This window comes from Burkholderia sp. AU27893, assembly GCF_002223205.1.
In the GTDB taxonomy this organism is placed as follows: domain Bacteria; phylum Pseudomonadota; class Gammaproteobacteria; order Burkholderiales; family Burkholderiaceae; genus Burkholderia.
This window is the reverse complement of the sequence record NZ_NKFD01000003.1, coordinates 328,718-346,359: the sequence shown is the minus strand read 5'-3', so window position 1 is coordinate 346,359 and position 17,642 is coordinate 328,718. Positions and strand designations below refer to the sequence as shown.

The following is a 17,642-nucleotide window of genomic DNA, read 5'->3' as shown; positions in this document are numbered from 1 at the left end:
GCTCTGTCTGGTTGAACGCGGATCGGAAGCGGCAAGCCGCTTACGAATCCGCCTTCGCCGGGGCGGCCGGCTTCGCGTTGCCCGCCAAAGGCGCGGACGGCGCGTCACCGCCCGTCATCGGGACCATGTGCGGCTTCACCTGTTCGCCGGGGCGCACGCGCTGCGTGCCGTTCACGATCACGCGATCGCCGGCGGAAAGCCCGCTCACGATCACGCGCCGGTTGCCGTGCTGCATCCCCTGCTGCACTTCGCGGTACGACACGCGGCCTTGCTGGTCGACGACGAACACGAACTTCTTGTCCTGGTCGGTGTTGATCGCCGCGTCGTCGACGAGCAGTGCCTCGTGCGGCGCGCTGCCGCCCACCTTCACGCGTGCATACAGGCCAGGGACGAGCGCGCCGTCGGCGTTGTCGAAGCGCGCACGCACGCGGATCGTGCCGGACGACGTGTCGAGGCGGTTGTCGACCGAGTCGATCTCGCCGCTGCGCGAGTAGCCGGTTTCGTTCGCGAGGCCGAGCTCGACCGGCACCTTGCGGCCGTTGCGCGCGCCGTTGATGTATTGCAGGTAGGTCTGCTCGTCCGCGTCGAACGACGCGTAGATCGGCGACACCGACACCAGCGTCGTCAGCGGCGCGGCCGACGCGCCGGCTGACACGACGTTGCCGAGCGTGATTTCCGCACGCGACACGCGACCCGAGACAGGCGCCGTGATCCGCGTATAGCCGAGGTTGATGCGCGCCGTTTCCAGCGCGGCTTCGGCGGCCTTCAGGTTCGCCGTCGCCTCGCGGGCCGCATTCTGCTTCTCGTCGTAGTCGCGCTTCGCGATCGCGTTGTCGCCGATCAGCCGCTGCGCGCGCTGCCAGTCGGTCTGCGCGTAGCCGTTGCGCGCCTGTGCCGCCGCGAGCTGCGCGGCTGCGCGATCGGTTTCGGCCTGGTACGGGCGCGGGTCGATCACGAACAGCACGTCGCCTTTCTTCACGAGCGCGCCGTCCTTGAAGTTGACCGCGACGATCGTGCCCGACACCTGCGGGCGCACGTCGACTTTCTCGACCGCTTCGAGGCGGCCCGAATAACTCTGCCAGTCGGTCACGGTCTGCGGCACGACGGTCGCGACGTCGACTTCGGGCAGCGGTGCTGCCGCTTTCTCCGGTGCGTTTGCGTTCACGCGCATCGCGCCGAATGTTCCGAGGCCGACGACGGCGAGCGTCACGATCGCCGCTGTCGCGATTCGGGAACGGGAGGTGCGTAGGATGGCCATGTGGATCTCCAGTAAACGTGGATTGGTTTTGGTTATTCGGAACGGTTCGGCTGGCGCGCCTGGAAGCGGCACTGGAAGAAGCGCACGGCTTCCTCGAAGGCGGCTTCGTGCGTCGCGAGCGCGGCGTGCGTGATGTCCGGATAGCGGATCACCTGCGTGAGCACGCCCGACGAGATCAGGCAGCCCGCATATTTCTCCGCCTCGACGTGCAGCACGTCGTTCTGCGCGGTGACCACGAGCGTCGGCGGCAGCCCCGCGAGGCGCACCGATTCGAGCGGCGCCGCGTACGGGTGCATGCGTTGCGCGGCCTGCGGCAGATACGCGCGATAACAGGCCGCGCATTCGCGCGGGGTGATGTCGGAGGCGAGGCGATCTGCGTCGCCGATGCGCGTCATGCTCGGGTCGAGCATCGGCCCGAACAGCGCCTGCGCGACGATCTGCACTTCGCCGCGATCGCGCGCGATGAACGCGAGGCAGTTCGCGAGCTGGCCGCCCGCGTCATGCCCCGCGACTCCGATCTTCTTCGGGTTGCCGCCGAACGCGCGGGCGCGCGTCGCGGCCCATACGGCAGCGCGATACGCATCCTCCGGCGCGGCCGGAAAAGGAAAGGCCGGTGCGAGCGAATAATCGACCGACACTACGAGCGCTGGTAAGCGTTCTGCTAAAAAACGCGCGGCGAAATCAGCGTCTTCGAGCGAACCGCGAACGAAGCCGCCACCGTGGAAATAAAGCACTACTGGCAACCCGGTCTTGTCCGGGCGGCGGTACAGGCGCAACACGATGTCCTGCGCGTAGCCGGGAATTTCGACTTCGGCGACCGTCAGCGCCGCGCCTGCCGTGGCTTGCACGGGCAACGCGGCCTTCAGGAATTTGCTGAATTCAGAAGCGTCCATGACGATGCAGCATCCATTTCGAGATGGAACGAATTCTGGGTCCGGCAGACATTGGGATAAATGCCTATAATCCGGCAACACAATTCAACGCCCCCGAACAATCCGAGGCTGCGTTTACCCACGAGGTAGCGCAGCCTTCTTGTTCCGGAGGCTCATTAAATTGCGGAGGTTGTGATGGACCGGCTTCAGGCCATGCAGGTGTTTACTCGCGTCGTCGATACAAGCAGCTTCACCAAGGCAGCAGAAACGCTCAGCTTGCCGCGAGCGTCCGTCACGACGATCATCCAGAATCTCGAAGCGTTCCTCGGTGTGCGGCTGATGCACCGGACCACCCGCCGGCTGTCGCTTACGCCGGACGGCGCCGCGTACTACGAACGATGCGTGCGGATCCTCGCGGACGTCGAGGAAACCGAGGCAAGCTTCCAGGCGAACAACCGGAAGCCGCACGGAAAGTTGCGTATCGACATGCCCGGTTCGATCGGGCGGCTGCTCGTGATTCCGTCGCTGTGCGAATTTCATACGCGCTATCCGGACATCGACCTGCAGCTCGGCCTGTCCGACCGGCCGGTCGACCTGCTGCAGGAAGGGGTCGATTGCGTGATCCGCGTCGGGGCGCTGCAGGACTCGTCGCTCGTCGCGCGCCGGGTCGGCCTGTTCGAATGCGTGACGGTCGCATCGCCCGACTATCTCGAGCGCCACGGCGAGCCGCAGACGATCGACGACCTGAGCCAGCACAAGGCCGTCAACTATTTCTCGAGCCGCACCGGCCGCACGATCGACTGGACGTTCCTGACCGACGGCAAGGAAGTCGAGATGAAGATGGAAGGCATCGTGTCGGTGAACGACGCGGATGCCTACGTGACCTGCGGGATCGAAGGCTTCGGGCTGATCCAGCCGCCGCTCTTCATGGTGCTGCCGCATCTGCGCGAAGGCCGGCTCAAGGAAGTGCTGCCGGGCGTCAAGCCGCTGCCGATGCCGATCTCGGTCGTGTATCCGCACAGCCGCCATCTGTCGCCGAAGGTGCGCGTGTTCGTCGACTGGATCGCCGAGGTGTTCGACCGCTGCCCGCTGCTGAGCGGCAAGGGCAGCCTCGACGCGACGTGCAGCAAGCGCACGTTCGAGGAAGCCGAACGCGCGCCCGCGCTCGACACGCCGGTCATCAACGAGTGGGTTGCGTAAGCGACTGAACTGAGCAACTGAACCGCACACGCGGGCTGCCCCGCCCGCGTGTCGTCCCGCCTCCGCGCCCCATTTCCCGCCCGGCGCACCCGATCCTTCCCGAATCCGCAGCAAACCTTTGTGCCGTGCGACGCAATCGTCCGCCTGCGTCGCCGCGCGCCGTCGCCGCTCCCGTGCGAGGCCCGCTGCAAGCGGGTTCTAGCGATTTCCGCATAACCCTGCCGGGTGTACGGATGGCGATTGTTCCACTGACACGACAATTCAATTCGCATCTGCCGCATTTATCGCGACGGAACAGATACCTAGAGTAAACCCTGTCGCGCACCTCGTTGCGCATCGAACAGATCCCGCTTGATGGGACCGGAGTAAGCGCTCAGCGCCAGCTCCGACATTCTAGGAGTCTCGCCATGAACCGCCGCCATCTTCTCTCCGCCCTCGCCCTCACGCTCGCCGTGTCCGCCCCGGCGTTCGCCGATTCCGGCACCGCGCATGCCGGCGACTACGGCAACACGTCGTGGTACTCGCAACACAACGGCCCGCGCACGCGCGCCGAAGTGAGCGCGGAAGTCGAGCAGGCTCGCAAGGACGGCACGCTCGCGTACCTGCGCAAGGCCAACTCGTATCCGCAAGGGCTCGAACTGGTGCAAGGCCCGTATCGCTCGTTGCCGGAAAGCAACCAGCTCGCCGGCGGGGGCCGGTAAACGCGCAACGCCGCGCAACGGGTTACCCCGCGCGCGGCGTTTCGAGCCCGCCATCGACGACTCGCCGAGTCAGTCAGCTAGATAGTTAGTTGCAGGAGAACATGATGAACGATCAACTCCCTTCGCCGCTCGATCACTGGGACGACACCACGCCGGTGTGGACGCCGTTCCGTTCGGCCCCGCATTCGCATTGATCACGGCTGAGTCGTCGGCCGGTACTTAGCGGCGCGGCACGCCGTCGCGCCATTCGCCCCAGTGCGTCACGATGTCCTGCACGAGCGGATTGCCCGCGCGATACAGGTTTTCGGTCGCCGGGGCGAAGCCGCCCTGGTCCGCGTAGTTCAGCAGGTTGTCGGCACTCGTCTGCCCTGCATACGGCCGGTCGAAATCGGATCCGGTGCGCAGCACCGCGACGCGCGACAGGTCGACCCGCTTCACGCTCGCCGCGCGCTTGAGCGCTTCATACGTCGCGTTGTCTTCCTGCGCGGTCATGCAGTACGTGCCCTTGCCGTTGGTCAGGATCTTCGTCCACTGGCGCGCGCGCTCGCCGATCAGCGTGCCCGAGAACCACGTGTTGCCCGATGACGTGTCGCACTGGATCACCGTCGGCGGCCGGTTCGCCGGCGCGTAGTTGAACTTCGCGCGTGCGGCCTGCGCCTGCGCGCTGTCGGCGAGCACGACGTTGCGCGACAGCGCGACCGCGGCGTCGGTCAGCTGCGGGTTGAGCTGGAACACCTCGGTGCGATAGTCGAGCGGCGGCTTGTCGTTCGGGCTCTTCGTGTTGATGCCGAGGAAGCCCGTATTCCAGCCGGCCGGAATCTCGCGTGCATCGAGCTCCCACTGCAGGCTGAAATCGACGAGGTATTTCGACCACGCGGCCGAACCGACCGTGCCTTGCGCGGGGTCGACACCCGCGATGCCGGAGATCAGGAAGTACGTGCGGCGCAGATCGAAGCGCTGCGAGAACGTGAGCGCCATGATCGTCGCCGACGCGTTCGCATAGCCCATGCCGGTCGTGACCACGCACACGTCCTGCTTGTTGCAATGCACGTTCGGATAATCGGGCGACAGGCCGGGTACGGCGATGTCGCGCCACGGGCCGAGCCGGTCGAGCCAGGCCTGGCCCTCCGGACCGAACATCGTGATGATCATGACCTTGACCGGGCGGCCCTGTGCACCGGTCTCGGCGAATGCATTGTTGCCCGCGTTGTTGCCCTGGTTGTCCTGCGCGATCGACGGCGCGGTCGCACAGGCTGCGAGCGAGAATGCAGCGGCGGAAAGAATGGAGCGAGTCAGCATCGGCGTTCCTTGTTTCGATGATGTTGGGTGAGAACGGCTCTCGTAGACTGCGCGTCGGAGTATAGAACGCGCGTGCCCGATGCGGAACCCGACTACGAAACGGCGACGGTGCGTCGGTGCGGGTCCGCTACGCGCGGGAATGACGAAGGAAATGGTCTCCGCGCGTCGACACACCATCAGGATTACTATCCGGTTGCTCGACACCGACATGTCAATCGCACTGGCACGCGCGTAACCCGGCGAACCGCTACAACCGCGCCAGCCCCGCCACCCCGTAACCCAGCACGACAAGCGCGGCGACCACATGGCTCGCCGCGAGCAGCGCCGGCGACTTCACGATCCGGCCGATCACGCTGCCGCCGAATGCGAACACGAGCTGCCCCGCGAGGCTGCCGGCAAACACGCACGCGGCACCCAGCAGCCAGTGTCGATGCGCACCGGCGGCAGCCGTTGCATAGCCATAAAACAACAGGATCGTGAGCGGGTTCGCCAGCGTGACGAAGAACATCGATGAAAACGGGCGGCTGCCTGGCGGCCGTGCATCACCGTCGAACGTACGGCGGCGATCCCGCAGTGCCTGCCACAGCATCCGCGCGCCCATTGCGAGCAGCACGAGCGCGCCGACCAGCCGAAACAGCGACAGATGGGCGGCGAGCGTGCTCGCGAGCATCGCGCCAAGCGTGAATGCGACGACCGCATAGCAGCCGTCGGCCGTCGCGACACCCACCGCCGCGCGCACGCCGCTTGCGGTGCCGGCGCGCATCCCGTAGTTCGCGATCATCAGCGCGACAGGCCCGACCGACAGCGCGATCATCAGCCCGAACAGGAAGTCGTTCATCGGTCGTCGATGCCTTCGATGGAAGGCATCGATTCTAGCGACCGCGAAAAAATCCTGTGTGGCGCGTGAACGTCACGCGACGTCGACGCGTGCGGGCCCGTCCACCATCTCGCCGATCACGCCCGCGCGGTCGAAGCCGTCGGCACGGAAACACGCGAGCACGTCGTCGACGGCGTCGGGCGCGCACGCGACGAGCAAGCCGCCCGACGTCTGCGGATCGGTCAGCAGCGCCTGCGCGACGGGCGGCAGCGTGGCGGCCAGCTGCACGTCCGCGCCGTACGCGGCCCAGTTGCGGCCCGATGCGCCGGTAAACACGCCATCGGCGACGAACGCCTCGACGCCCGCGAGCCACGGCAGCGACGCATAGTGCACGCGCGCGGTGAGGTGCGCGCCGCGCGCCAGCTCGAGCGTATGGCCGAGCAGCCCGAAGCCCGTCACGTCGGTCAGCGCATGCACGCCCGGCAGCGCGGCGAGCTCGGCGCCCGGCCGGTTCAGCTTGGTGGTCGTCGCGACCATCTGCGCATAGCCGTCGGCATCGAGCTGGTTCTTCTTCAGCGCGGCGGACAACACGCCGACGCCGAGCGGCTTGCCGAGCACGAGCACGTCGCCCGCGCGCGCGGCCGCATTACGTTTCACACGCGACGGATGCACGACGCCGATTGCCGCGAGTCCGTAGATCGGCTCGACCGAATCGATCGAATGGCCGCCCGCGACCGGGATGCCAGCGTCCGCGCACACGGATTCGCCGCCGCGCAGCACGGCCGCGATCGTTTCGTGCGGCAGCACGTTGATCGGCATGCCGACCAGCGCGAGCGCGAGGATCGGCTTGCCGCCCATCGCATAGACATCGGACAGCGCGTTGGTCGCGGCGATGCGGCCGAAGTCGAACGGATCGTCGACGATCGGCATGAAGAAGTCGGTGGTCGCGACGATCGCCTGTTCGTCGTTGAGGCGATAGACGGCCGCGTCGTCGGAGGTCTCGGTGCCGACCAGCAGATCCGGGAACAGCGCGGGCGGCGTCGCGCGCTTCAGCAGCTCGGACAGCACGCCCGGCGCGATCTTGCAGCCGCAGCCGCCGCCATGTGACAGGCTCGTGAGGCGCGGAACGGCAGGCTGGGCTTGGGTGGCTTCGGTCATGGTCGGCATCCGGTGAATAACAACACGCCATTATCGACAATTCCTTGCGAGTGCGCCCGATACCCACATAATGATCGCGCCGCCTCCGCTCCCGCCCCTGTCCGCCGCTTCGTCCATGGACCACCTCTTCATCGGCCTCGTGCTGTGCTCCGCGTTGCTGCACGCGATCTGGAATGCCTTCCTCCACGTGAGCGAAGACCGGCTCGTCCAGCTCGGCACGATGTCGCTGCCGTATTTCGTGTTCGGCGTCGCCGGCGCCGCGCTGCTGCCCGCCCCGGCGCCCGCCGCATGGCCGTACATCGCCGGGTCGGCCGTGCTCGAGGTCGCGTACTGCTTCACGCTGGCGCGCGCATATCGCAGCGGCGAATTCGGACAGATCTACCCGATCGCACGCGGGATTTCTCCGCTGCTCGTGTCGGTACTCGCGCTCGCGATGCTGCACGAGCGGCCGACGCCGTTCGGCTTCGCGGGCATCGCGCTCGTGTCGTTCGGCATCATGTCGCTCGCGCTGCGGCGCGGCTTCCGGTTCTCCGGCGAAGGCGTGCCGTTTGCGCTGCTCACGGGCGTGTTCATCGCCGCGTATTCGATCTGCGACGGCATCGGCTCGCGCGTGTCCGGCAGCGCGCTCGGCTACATCGCGTGGGTGTACGTGCTGTGGAGCGTGCCGCAGTTCGTGCTGGTCTGCGCGGTGCGGGGCGGCCCGCGCGCGGTGCTCGGCTCGCGCACCGCGCTCACGCAGGGCGCGATCGCCGGCACGATCTCGCTCGCGGCGTACGGGATCGTGATCCTCGCGTACCGGTACTTGCCGGTCGGGACGGTGTCGGCGCTGCGCGAAACGAGCTCGATCTTCGCGGTCGCGATCGGCTGGCTCGTGATGCGCGAGCGGCCCGGCGCGCAGCGGCTCGCCGCATGCGCGCTGGTGGTGGCGGGCGCGGCGCTGATCCGGCTGTAAGCAGAACCAGCGCCCGCCCGCGGCCCGCCGCCGCGTCAGAACTTGTGGCGGATGCCCGTCACCGCGACGATCTGCGTGCGCGTGCTCGACGGATTCGAGATGCCTTCGATCGCGGCCACCGTGTTCGACGACGCACGCTGGTAGAACGCGTTTACGTAGATATCGGTGCGCTTCGACAGGAAATACTGCGCACCGACGCTCGTCTGCAGGTAGTGCGAACTCGGCTTCGGCCCCTGCGACGCGAGCACCTGCGTGTAGGTTTCGCCAAGCGCGAATTGCAATGCGGGCGTCATCAGGTAGCGCACGCTGCCCTCGTAGTTGTTGAAGCGCATCGCGCCGCCCGTCTGCAGGTTGAACAGCGAGCTCGTGTACAGCACCCCGAACGTCGCGGCGCCCCATGCATACGCGCCGCCCGCGCCCCAGATCTGCTGGCGCGTCACGCCCTTGATGAACGTGTAGTAGTTGTCGGATGCCGCCGCGCCGGTGGTGTCGAGCGCCGGATGATCGACGCGCACGTAGGCCGCGCCGAGTTGCAGCGGCCCGTTCTCGTAGCTCGTGCCGAGGCTCCACACACGGTTTTGCGCGAACGACGTCGAATTCGAGAAGCCGTACAGGCCGACCGCGCGCAAGCCGTACCAGGTGGGCGTCTGGTACTGCACCGAATTGTTGGTGCGGAACGTGTTGTTCAGGTCGTCGGTGTCGAACGGGTGCAGCGCGTACTGCGTGAGCGCGGTGGTCGCGCCGATCTGCAGCGGCTCCAGCACTTCCTGCGCCGCGTTGTACTGGCGACCCATCGTCAGCGTGCCCCAGCGGTCGTTTTCCAGCCCGACGTACGCGCGGCGCCCGAACAGCCGGCCGCCCTGGCTCGCGGCGCCGCTCTCGATGTTGAAGCCGTTCTCGAGCCGGAACACCGCGCGCGTGCCGCCGCCGAGGTCTTCCTTGCCGAGCAGCCCGAAGCGCGTGCCCTGCTCGTTGCCGCCGGTCGCCTGCCACGCGGCGTGGCCGTTCTGGTTGTTGGTATACGTGATCCCCGAATCGACCACGCCGTACAGCGTCACGCTCGACTGTGCATGCGCGTGCATCGCGCCCGCCACCGTTGCGAGTCCCGCCAGCGCGACCGCCATTCCTTTTCGCTTCATCTCCGACCCCTTTTATCGATTGAATATGGGGAGCGATTTATTTCGCTCGACGCGTGTTTTATTGAATAAAACATCGTCTTATTAATTGTCGAATTCGGCGATTTATAGCGTCAAGCGATGCCAAAAATCTCACATGGGAGTCGAATACCCCTGAATCCACAGGCGTTTCAAGGAATGAAACAAGTCCAATAAACACGGTCATTCCAGCCCGATTACGACACGCAATCCCGGCATCGTAAAAAGCCCTTGACCGCGATTTTCAGTCGTTGTGAAATATTGATACGCTGTTTTAATGATTAAAACAAACGCACGAGACGCTTCGAGAAACTAGGTAAAGAACCTGATCCCCATGCTGACGTTTAATTGCAACAACGCGACTGCCGGCGCATCGCCTGCGTATTTCGTCGCGACGCCGACGGTGCCGGCCCTGCCGATCGTCGTCGATTCGCCGCACAGCGGCATCGCGTATCCGCCGGACTTCGCCACCGTTGCGCCCGATGACGCGATCCGCACGACGTGGGACGCGTACGTCGACGAACTGTGGGCCGGCACGCCCGCGCGCGGCGGCACGTTGCTCGGCGCGACGTTTCCGCGCGCGTACATCGATCCGAACCGCGCGGAAACCGACATCGACGCAACGCTGCTCGCCGAGCCGTGGCCCGAGCCGCTGTCGCCTCAGCCGTACACGCAGCGCGGGATGGGGCTGATCCGGCGCGACGCGCTGCCCGGCGTGCCGCTGTACGACCGCAAGCTGTCGCTCGAGGCAGTACGCCACCGAATCGACGCGTACTACCTGCCGTACCGCCACGCGCTCGCCGGCATCGCCGAGCCGCTGCACGCCGCGCACGGCGCGCTGTGGCATATCGACTGCCATTCGATGAAGTCGCGCGGCAACGCGATGAACGTCGACGCCGGCGCATGGCGGCCGGACGTCGTCGTCAGCGATCGACGCGGGACGACCGCCGACCCGGCCTTCACCACGTGGACCGCGCAATGGTTCGCCGACGCCGGCTATCGCGTGCAGGTCAACGACCCGTACCAGGGCGGCGACCTGCTGACCGCGCTCGCCGATCCCGCGCGGCAGCGCCACAGCATCCAGATCGAATTCAACCGCGCGCTGTACATGGATGAGGCCGCGTTCGCGAAACACGCGGGCTTCGCCACGCTGAAGCGCTCGGTCGACGCGTATCTCGACGCACTCGCCGATTACGTCCGCGCGCGCATCGCGCCGCAGGGAGACACCGCATGACGACCTACATCGTCGACGCCGTCGACAGCGCACTGAAGCTGCTGACCTACGTGGCCGAGCATCCGAACCTCGGCGTGACCGAGCTCGCGTCGCAGCTCGGCATCAACAAGTCGCGCACGTACCGGATGCTGTGCACGCTCGAACTGCACCGCTTCGTCGTGCAGGATCCGCGCACGTCCACCTATGCGCTCGGCCCGCAGGCGTTCGTGATCGGCGTGGCCGCGTCGCAGCAGAACGCGCTCGTGCGCGCCGCGCACCGGCACATGCTCGCGCTCAACCAGGCGATCAACGAGACCATCGTGCTGCGCGTGCGTGAAGGGCTCGAATCCGTGTGCGTCGCGCGCTGCGAAACGACGCACACGGTGCGCACCGTCGGCGCGGTCGGCAACCGCCGGCCGATCAATTTCGGCGCATCGGGCAAGGTGCTGCTCGCGTTCGCGCCCGACGCGGTGCGCGACGACTATCTCGCGCAACTGCGCCGAAACGGGCACGCCGACGATCCGGCGAAGCTCGCCGGCGAACTCGACGCGGTCGCGCGCAAAGGCTACGCGGTGAGCAGCGGCGAGGTGACGCCCGGCGCGGTCGGGATCGCGGTGCCGGTGCGCGACCTGACGGGGGCGACAGTCGCATCGGTCAGCGTGACGGGGCCCGAGGCGCGCGTGAGCCACGCCGACATTCCCGACTATCTCGAACGACTGCAGGCGTGCAGCCTCGCGATTTCCGCCGAACTCGGCTACGTCCCGGCGCGCGCCGCGCTGCAACCGGCCTGACGGCCCGCTTCCTTCTCCGACGAGGATCCGATGACCGCCTCTTCTCCGAACCCTGCCGGCGCACGCGCCGCCGACGCCACCCCGCTCGCGGCACCGGCTGACGCAGCGACCCACGACGCGGCCGGCAATGCGCCCGGCGACGCATCGGCCCACGCCGGCCGCGCGCCGCATCCGCACGGCAAGATGCTGCATCCGGTCGTGATGATGCTGTGGGTGCTGGCCGTCGCGATCGCGCTCACGTGGAGCGTCGATTCCGGCCGCTTCGAGCGCAACGGCCGGCTCGTCGTGCCGGGCACCTATCACGTGGTGCCGAAGGCCACCGCGCTCACGACGCTCGTTGCACCGGCGGTCAGCCACAGCACGCCCACGCATGCGATGCCCGCGAGCCTCGTCTCGGCATTCGTCGCGATACCGGAAGGATTGCTGAAGAACGCGCCGCTGATCGTGATGGTGATGTTCGTCGGCGGGATGTTCGGCGTGATGCGCCGCACCGGCGTGGTCGACGCGGGCATCGACCGGCTGCTGCAGCTCACCGGCAACAATGCGTACCTGCTGACACCGATGCTGATGATCCTGATCGGGCTCGGCAGCACGCTGCTCGGCTTCATCTCCGAGTACCTCGTGATCATTCCGATGGTGGTCGTGATCGCGCGGCGCCTGGGTCTCTCCGACCTGTTCGCGGTCGCACTGGTCGCGCTCGCCGCGAAGATCGGCTATATCGCGTCGGTGACGAACCCGCTCGCGCTGGCCGTCGCGCAGCCGCTCGTCGGCGTGCCGCTGTTCAGCGGCGTCGCGTTGCGCGCGGCCGTGTTCGTCGTCTTCCTGACGATCGGCATCCTGTACCTGCTGCGCTACGTGCGCAGCACCGGCTATCGCGCCGGGCAGACCGCCGCCGGCCATGCCGCACACACAACCGCGAAGCTGTCGTTGCGCCACAAGGCGACGCTGGCCGTGTTCGCCGCGGCGGTCGCGATGCTGATCTACGGCACGCGCGAACTGAAGTGGGGCAACGTCGAGCTGGCGGCGTTCTATACGTTCGTGAGCATCGTGACGGCCGTGATCGGCGGGCTCGATTCGCGCAGTGCGGCGGACGCGTTCGTCGACGGGATGAAGAACATGATCCTCGCCGCGCTGTTGATGGGGCTCGCCGCGTCCGTCGAACTGCTGCTGCAGAACAGCCTCGTGCTCGACACGCTGATCCACTTCTTCACGCGACTCGCGGACGGGCAGTCGCCGGTGTGGGTCGCGAACGGGCTGATGGGAGTGCAGATGGTGCTCGACGTGTTCATTCCGTCGGTGTCGGGCAAGGCCGCGGTCAGCATGCCGATCATCGGGCCGATCGCGCAGCTCTCCGGCGTGAGCGGCCAGACGTCGGTGCTCGCGTTCGTACTCGGCGGCGGGCTGACGAACCTCGTCACGCCGACGTCCGGGATGCTGCTCGCGTATCTGGCTACCGCACGCGTCGATTTCGGTGCGTGGATCCGCTTCGTGCTGCCGCTGTTCCTGACGCTGCTGGCGCTGTCGTGCGTCGTGCTGACGTTCGCGGTGTGGATCGGGTATTGAGGTTCACGGCAGGGTCTGCACAACGCGCGTGCTCTTCGTGGTGCGCAGCGCACGCCGCCGTCCGGTATCGATGGCCACGGCGGGCATCGCCACGCGATACCGCCGTCGAATACACCGCTCAAGCCACCTCGACCACCCGACCAAACGCCCGCTCGTCGATCGCCTCGGCGAGCGTCGCGAACGCGGTCGCGATCTCGTCCTCCGGCACGCACGCATAGCCGAGCAGCAACCCCGACGCCGCCCGTTCGCGATCCGCGTAATACCCCGACAACGGCCGCACGACGATATTGCGTTCGAGCGCGGCCTGCGCGACCGCGCGATCGTCGACGCCGTTCGGCAACTGCGTGACCAGATGCAGCCCCGCATCGCTGCCGAGCGCGTGCAGCGTGTCGCCATAGCGCTGCGCGACCGCATCGAGCAGCACCTCGCGGCGCTGCCCATATAACGTGCGCATCTTGCGGATATGCGACACGAAGTGCCCTTCCGCGATGAATTCGGCCAGCACCGCCTGCTGCAGCAACTGACCTTCGCGATACAGCTCGGCGCTGGCGGTCGCGAAACTTTCCGCGAGCGGCTCCGGTGCGACCAGGTAGCCGACCCGCAGCCCCGGGAACAGCGTCTTGCCGAAGCTGCCGACATAGATCACCTGCCCGGCCGTATCGAGACCCTGCAGCGACGCGAGCGGCCGGCTGCCGTAGCGGAATTCGCTGTCGTAGTCGTCCTCGATGATCCAGCAGCCGTGCTGGCGCGCGTATTCGAGCAGCATCCGCCGCCGCGCGAGGCTCATCACCATCCCGAGCGGATACTGGTGCGACGGCGTGACCAGCATCAGCTTCGGCGGCTCGGCGAGATCGGCGGGCGATGGCGCGATCCCTTCGTCGTCGACCGGGATCGGCCGCGTCGTCAGCCCCGATACGTTCAGCACGCTGCGCACGCCCCAGTAGCACGGATCCTCGGTCCAGATCGCGTCGCCCGGGTCGGTCAGCAGCCGCACAGCGAGGTCGATCGACTGGTGGATCCCGGTCGTGATCACGATCTGCTCGGGCGTGCAGCGCACCGAGCGCGACGTGCGCAGGTAGTCGGCCAGCGCCTCGCGCAACAGCGCGAGCCCGCCGCCCGGCGCGTAGGTCAGCAGGTCGGGGCGCAGGCGCCGCCAGTACTTGTTGTGCAGCCGCGTCCACACGCGCGCCGGAAATCGCGACACATCGGGCACGCCCGGCATGAACGCGCCGCCCTGCCGCTTCGACACGCCGGCGCCTTCGACGAGCCGCGTGCCGCGCGCGGACAACCGCCGCGCGGACGGCTGCACGAGCGCCGGGCGCGCGGCGGCCGCGTCGGTCGGCGCGCCGACGATCTCGTCCGGCGCGCTGTCGGCGACGAACGTGCCGCGGCCGGTCGCCGAGTTCACGTAGCCTTCGAGTGCAAGCTGCTCGTAAACCTGCGTGACCGTGTTGCGCGCGATCCCGAGCTCGGCGGCCAGGAGCCGCGACGACGGCACGCGCGTGCCGGCCGGCAGTTCGCGCGACAGGATCGCCTGCTGCAGCAGCCGGTGAAGCTGCCGGTAGATCGGCTGTTCGCCGCCGCGCACGAGGCGCTGCGCCAGCCAGTCCGACAACACGCTCGCGCGCATGATTGGCTCCTGAATATTTATTGAAATGGCTCTGATTGCCAGAGCCAAATGTGATTATAGTCGCCTCCATGGGCGGTCGAAGCGCCCGATTTCTACTCACCGGAAAGAACATCAAGGAGATGACCGTGAAGAATGCCGACCTGCAGGCCCGCAAGAACGCCGCCACCCCGCGCGGCGTTGGCGTGATGTGCGATTTCTACGCAGCCCGCGCCGAGAACGCGGAACTGTGGGATGTCGAAGGCCGCCGCTTCATCGATTTCGCCGCCGGCATCGCGGTGCTGAACACCGGCCACCGCCACCCGAAGATCGTCAAGGCGATCGCGGATCAGCTGAACAACTTCACGCACACCGCGTACCAGATCGTCCCGTACGCGTCGTACGTCGAGCTGGCTGAAAAGATCAACGACCGCGCGCCGGGCGATTTCCCGAAGAAGACCGCGTTCTTCACGACCGGCGCGGAAGCCGTCGAGAACGCGATCAAGATCGCGCGCGCAGCGACCGGCCGTCCGGGCGTCATCGCGTTCTCGGGCGGCTTCCACGGCCGCACGATGATGGGCATGGCCCTGACCGGCAAGGTCGCGCCGTACAAGCTGAACTTCGGCCCGTTCCCGGGCGACGTGTTCCACGCCCCGTACCCGAACGCCGTGCACGGCGTGACGACCGCCGACTCGATCAAGGCGATCGAGATGCTGTTCAAGGCCGACATCGATCCGAAGCGCGTCGCCGCGATCATCTTCGAACCGGTCCAGGGCGAAGGCGGCTTCTACGCGGCGCCGGCCGAGTTCGTGCGCGCGCTGCGCAAGATCTGTAACGAGCACGGCATCCTGCTGATCGCCGACGAAGTCCAGACGGGCTTCGCGCGTACCGGCAAGCTGTTCGCGATGCAGCACTACGACGTGCTGGCCGACCTGATCACGATGGCGAAGAGCCTCGCCGGCGGCATGCCGCTGTCGGGCGTCGTCGGCCGTGCGGACGTGATGGACGCGGCAGCGCCCGGCGGCCTGGGCGGCACGTACGCGGGCAACCCGCTGGCCGTCGCGTCGGCACACGCGGTGCTCGAGATCATCGACGAAGAGAAGCTGTGCGAGCGCGCGACGCAACTCGGCGACGTGCTGAAGGCGAAGCTGAACGCCCTGCAGGCCGACGTGCCGCAGATCGCCGACGTGCGCGGCCCGGGCGCGATGATCGCGGTCGAGTTCCTGAAGCCGGGCTCGGGCGAGCCGGATGCGGAATTCACGAAGCGCGTGCAGGCGCGTGCGCTCGAGCGCGGCCTGCTGCTGCTCGTGTGCGGCGTGTACTCGAACGTCGTGCGCTTCCTGTTCCCGCTGACGATCCCGCAAGCCGTGTTCGACGAAGCGCTCGTGATCCTCGAGGAAGTGCTGAAGGAAACGGTCGGCGTGCCGGCCTGAGTGTCCGTCGACTTCATCCACTGAATGCGCCGCCGCCGTCTTCATGACGGCGGCGGCCGTTTCATCCGTCCTTTTCGAAGCAGGTGATTCATATGAGCACGGTTCAGGAAACCCTGGCACTGAAAGACCCGTCGTTGTTCCGCCAGCAGGCGTACGTCAACGGGGAATGGCAAGGCGCGACGAACGGCGAGACGTTCGAAGTCCGCAATCCGGCGACGGGCGGCCTGCTCGGCACGGTGCCGGCGATGGGCACGGCCGAGACGCGTCACGCGATCGAAGCCGCGAACGCCGCCTGGCCGGCGTGGCGCAAGAAGACCGCGAAGGAACGTGCGGTCGTCCTGCGCAAGTGGCACGACCTGATGATGGAAAACGCCGACGATCTCGCGTTGATCCTGACCACCGAACAAGGCAAGTCGCTGGCCGAAGCGAAAGGCGAGATCGGCTATGCCGCATCGTTCCTCGAGTGGTTCGCGGAAGAAGGCAAGCGCGTGTACGGCGACACGATCCCGACGCCGGCGAGCGACAAGCGCATCGTCGTGACGAAGGAAGCGATCGGCGTGTGCGCGGCGATCACGCCGTGGAACTTCCCGGCGGCGATGATCACGCGCAAGGTCGGCCCGGCGCTTGCCGCAGGCTGCCCGATCGTCGTGAAGCCGGCCGAGGCGACCCCGTTCTCCGCGCTCGCGATGGCCGTGCTGGCCGAGCGCGCGGGCGTGCCGGCGGGCGTGTTCAGCGTCGTCACGGGCGACCCGAAGGCGATCGGCGGCGAGCTGACGTCGAACCCGATCGTGCGCAAGCTGTCGTTCACCGGCTCGACGCCGGTGGGCCGCCTGCTGATGTCGCAATGCGCGGCGACGGTCAAGAAGGTGTCGCTGGAGCTCGGCGGCAACGCACCGTTCATCGTGTTCGACGATGCGGATCTCGATGCGGCCGTGCAGGGCGCGATCGCATCGAAGTACCGCAACAGCGGCCAGACCTGCGTGTGCACGAACCGCTTCTACGTACATGAAGCCGTGTACGACCAGTTCGCGCAGAAGCTCGCGGCAGCCGTCGGCCAGTTGAAGGTCGGCCGCGGCACGGAGCCGGGCGTCACGCAAGGTCCGCTGATCAACGAAGCCGCGGTGCTGAAAGTCGAGGCACACATCGAGGACGCGCTCGCGAAGGGCGCGACCGTCGTGACGGGCGGCAAGCGCCACGCGCTCGGCCATGGCTTCTTCGAGCCTACCGTGCTGACGGGTGTCACGCCGGCGATGAAGGTCGCGAAGGAAGAGACGTTCGGGCCGCTCGCACCGCTGTTCAAGTTCGGCAGCGACGACGAAGTGATCCGCCTCGCGAACGACACCGAGTTCGGCCTGGCCGCGTACTTCTACAGCCGCGACATCGGCCGCGTGTGGAAGGTGGCGGAAGCGCTCGAATACGGGATGGTCGGCGTGAACACGGGCCTGATCTCGAACGAAGTCGCACCGTTCGGCGGCGTGAAGCAGTCGGGCCTCGGCCGCGAAGGCTCGCACTACGGCATCGACGACTACGTCGTGATCAAGTACCTCTGCCTCGCCGTCTAACGGTTCGGGGCCTGGCGCTCCGGCGACAGGCCCTGACCGCCCGGCCGGAACCGGGCGGTCCGA

At 67.2% G+C, this 17,642-nt stretch carries 15 protein-coding genes; 8 read left to right on the top strand and 7 right to left on the bottom strand.

Features of this window, described 5'->3' with window-relative positions; all coding sequences use genetic code 11:
* Positions 1-40 precede the first annotated feature (40 nt).
* Entirely contained in the window at positions 41-1,258 is a 1,218-nt protein-coding gene (gene ceoA / locus CFB47_RS19670) for a multidrug efflux RND transporter periplasmic adaptor subunit CeoA (RefSeq protein ID WP_039367880.1), read from the bottom strand.
* A 32-nt stretch (positions 1,259-1,290) separates the two neighbouring features.
* Complete coding sequence (locus tag CFB47_RS19665) at positions 1,291-2,151, bottom strand: alpha/beta hydrolase (protein WP_039367881.1); 861 nt, start codon at positions 2,149-2,151, stop codon at positions 1,291-1,293.
* A 174-nt stretch (positions 2,152-2,325) separates the two neighbouring features.
* Between CFB47_RS19665 and ceoR the strand changes: the two genes are divergently transcribed.
* Together ceoR and CFB47_RS19655 are read left to right on the top strand one after the other, a co-directional pair.
* Positions 2,326-3,330, top strand: coding sequence for a putative multidrug efflux transcriptional regulator CeoR (gene ceoR, locus CFB47_RS19660; protein ID WP_089441543.1), 1,005 nt, complete (start codon positions 2,326-2,328; stop codon positions 3,328-3,330).
* Positions 3,331-3,737: 407 nt separating this feature from the next.
* Positions 3,738-4,031, top strand: coding sequence for a DUF4148 domain-containing protein (locus CFB47_RS19655; RefSeq protein WP_089459074.1), 294 nt, complete (start codon positions 3,738-3,740; stop codon positions 4,029-4,031).
* Between the two features lie 219 nt (positions 4,032-4,250).
* Here CFB47_RS19655 and CFB47_RS19650 read toward each other — a convergent pair whose 3' ends face one another.
* The 3 genes from CFB47_RS19650 to selD all read right to left on the bottom strand — a co-directional run bounded on the left by CFB47_RS19650 (position 4,251) and on the right by selD (position 7,305).
* Entirely contained in the window at positions 4,251-5,330 is a 1,080-nt protein-coding gene (locus CFB47_RS19650) for a purine nucleoside permease (RefSeq protein ID WP_089462002.1), read from the bottom strand.
* A gap of 247 nt (positions 5,331-5,577) precedes the next feature.
* The gene (locus CFB47_RS19645) at positions 5,578-6,168 is read right to left on the bottom strand and encodes a LysE family translocator (RefSeq protein ID WP_089462001.1); all 591 of its coding nucleotides are present in this window, start codon (positions 6,166-6,168) and stop codon (positions 5,578-5,580) included.
* A gap of 72 nt (positions 6,169-6,240) precedes the next feature.
* A complete protein-coding gene (selD, locus tag CFB47_RS19640) occupies positions 6,241-7,305 on the bottom strand; it encodes a selenide, water dikinase SelD (RefSeq protein ID WP_089462040.1) in 1,065 nt (354 codons plus the stop codon).
* 115 nt (positions 7,306-7,420) lie between these two features.
* On the opposite strand from selD, the gene CFB47_RS19635 reads away from it, so the two are divergent.
* On the top strand, positions 7,421-8,257 hold the full coding sequence (locus CFB47_RS19635; protein WP_089462000.1) for a DMT family transporter: 837 nt from the start codon (positions 7,421-7,423) through the stop codon (positions 8,255-8,257).
* A gap of 35 nt (positions 8,258-8,292) precedes the next feature.
* Here the strand turns inward: CFB47_RS19635 and CFB47_RS19630 are convergent, their stop codons facing one another.
* The gene (locus CFB47_RS19630) at positions 8,293-9,396 is read right to left on the bottom strand and encodes a porin (protein ID WP_179250244.1); all 1,104 of its coding nucleotides are present in this window, start codon (positions 9,394-9,396) and stop codon (positions 8,293-8,295) included.
* A gap of 349 nt (positions 9,397-9,745) precedes the next feature.
* Here CFB47_RS19630 and CFB47_RS19625 point away from each other — a divergent pair, with 349 nt between their 5' ends.
* The 3 genes from CFB47_RS19625 to CFB47_RS19615 are packed head-to-tail and all read left to right on the top strand — an operon-like array spanning position 9,746 to position 12,978.
* Positions 9,746-10,645 (top strand): N-formylglutamate amidohydrolase, encoded by a 900-nt coding sequence (locus tag CFB47_RS19625; RefSeq protein ID WP_089461999.1) that lies wholly within the window; start codon positions 9,746-9,748, stop codon positions 10,643-10,645.
* On the top strand, positions 10,642-11,415 hold the full coding sequence (locus CFB47_RS19620) for an IclR family transcriptional regulator (RefSeq protein ID WP_089459079.1): 774 nt from the start codon (positions 10,642-10,644) through the stop codon (positions 11,413-11,415). Before CFB47_RS19625 ends, CFB47_RS19620 begins: the two co-directional genes overlap by 4 nt.
* A 30-nt stretch (positions 11,416-11,445) precedes the next feature.
* Positions 11,446-12,978, top strand: coding sequence for an SLC13 family permease (locus tag CFB47_RS19615; protein ID WP_089459080.1), 1,533 nt, complete (start codon positions 11,446-11,448; stop codon positions 12,976-12,978).
* A 118-nt stretch (positions 12,979-13,096) separates the two neighbouring features.
* Here CFB47_RS19615 and CFB47_RS19610 read toward each other — a convergent pair whose 3' ends face one another.
* Positions 13,097-14,608, bottom strand: a complete 1,512-nt coding sequence (locus CFB47_RS19610; RefSeq protein ID WP_089461998.1) for a PLP-dependent aminotransferase family protein — start codon at positions 14,606-14,608, stop codon at positions 13,097-13,099.
* A gap of 119 nt (positions 14,609-14,727) precedes the next feature.
* Between CFB47_RS19610 and CFB47_RS19605 the strand changes: the two genes are divergently transcribed.
* Together CFB47_RS19605 and gabD are read left to right on the top strand one after the other, a co-directional pair.
* Positions 14,728-16,017, top strand: coding sequence for a 4-aminobutyrate--2-oxoglutarate transaminase (locus CFB47_RS19605; RefSeq protein WP_179254855.1), 1,290 nt, complete (start codon positions 14,728-14,730; stop codon positions 16,015-16,017).
* Positions 16,018-16,109: 92 nt separating this feature from the next.
* Positions 16,110-17,579 carry an NADP-dependent succinate-semialdehyde dehydrogenase gene (gene gabD, locus CFB47_RS19600; RefSeq protein ID WP_021156413.1) on the top strand — a complete coding sequence of 490 codons (1,470 nt, stop codon included), beginning with the start codon at positions 16,110-16,112 and terminating at the stop codon, positions 17,577-17,579.
* Positions 17,580-17,642: the final 63 nt, after the last annotated feature.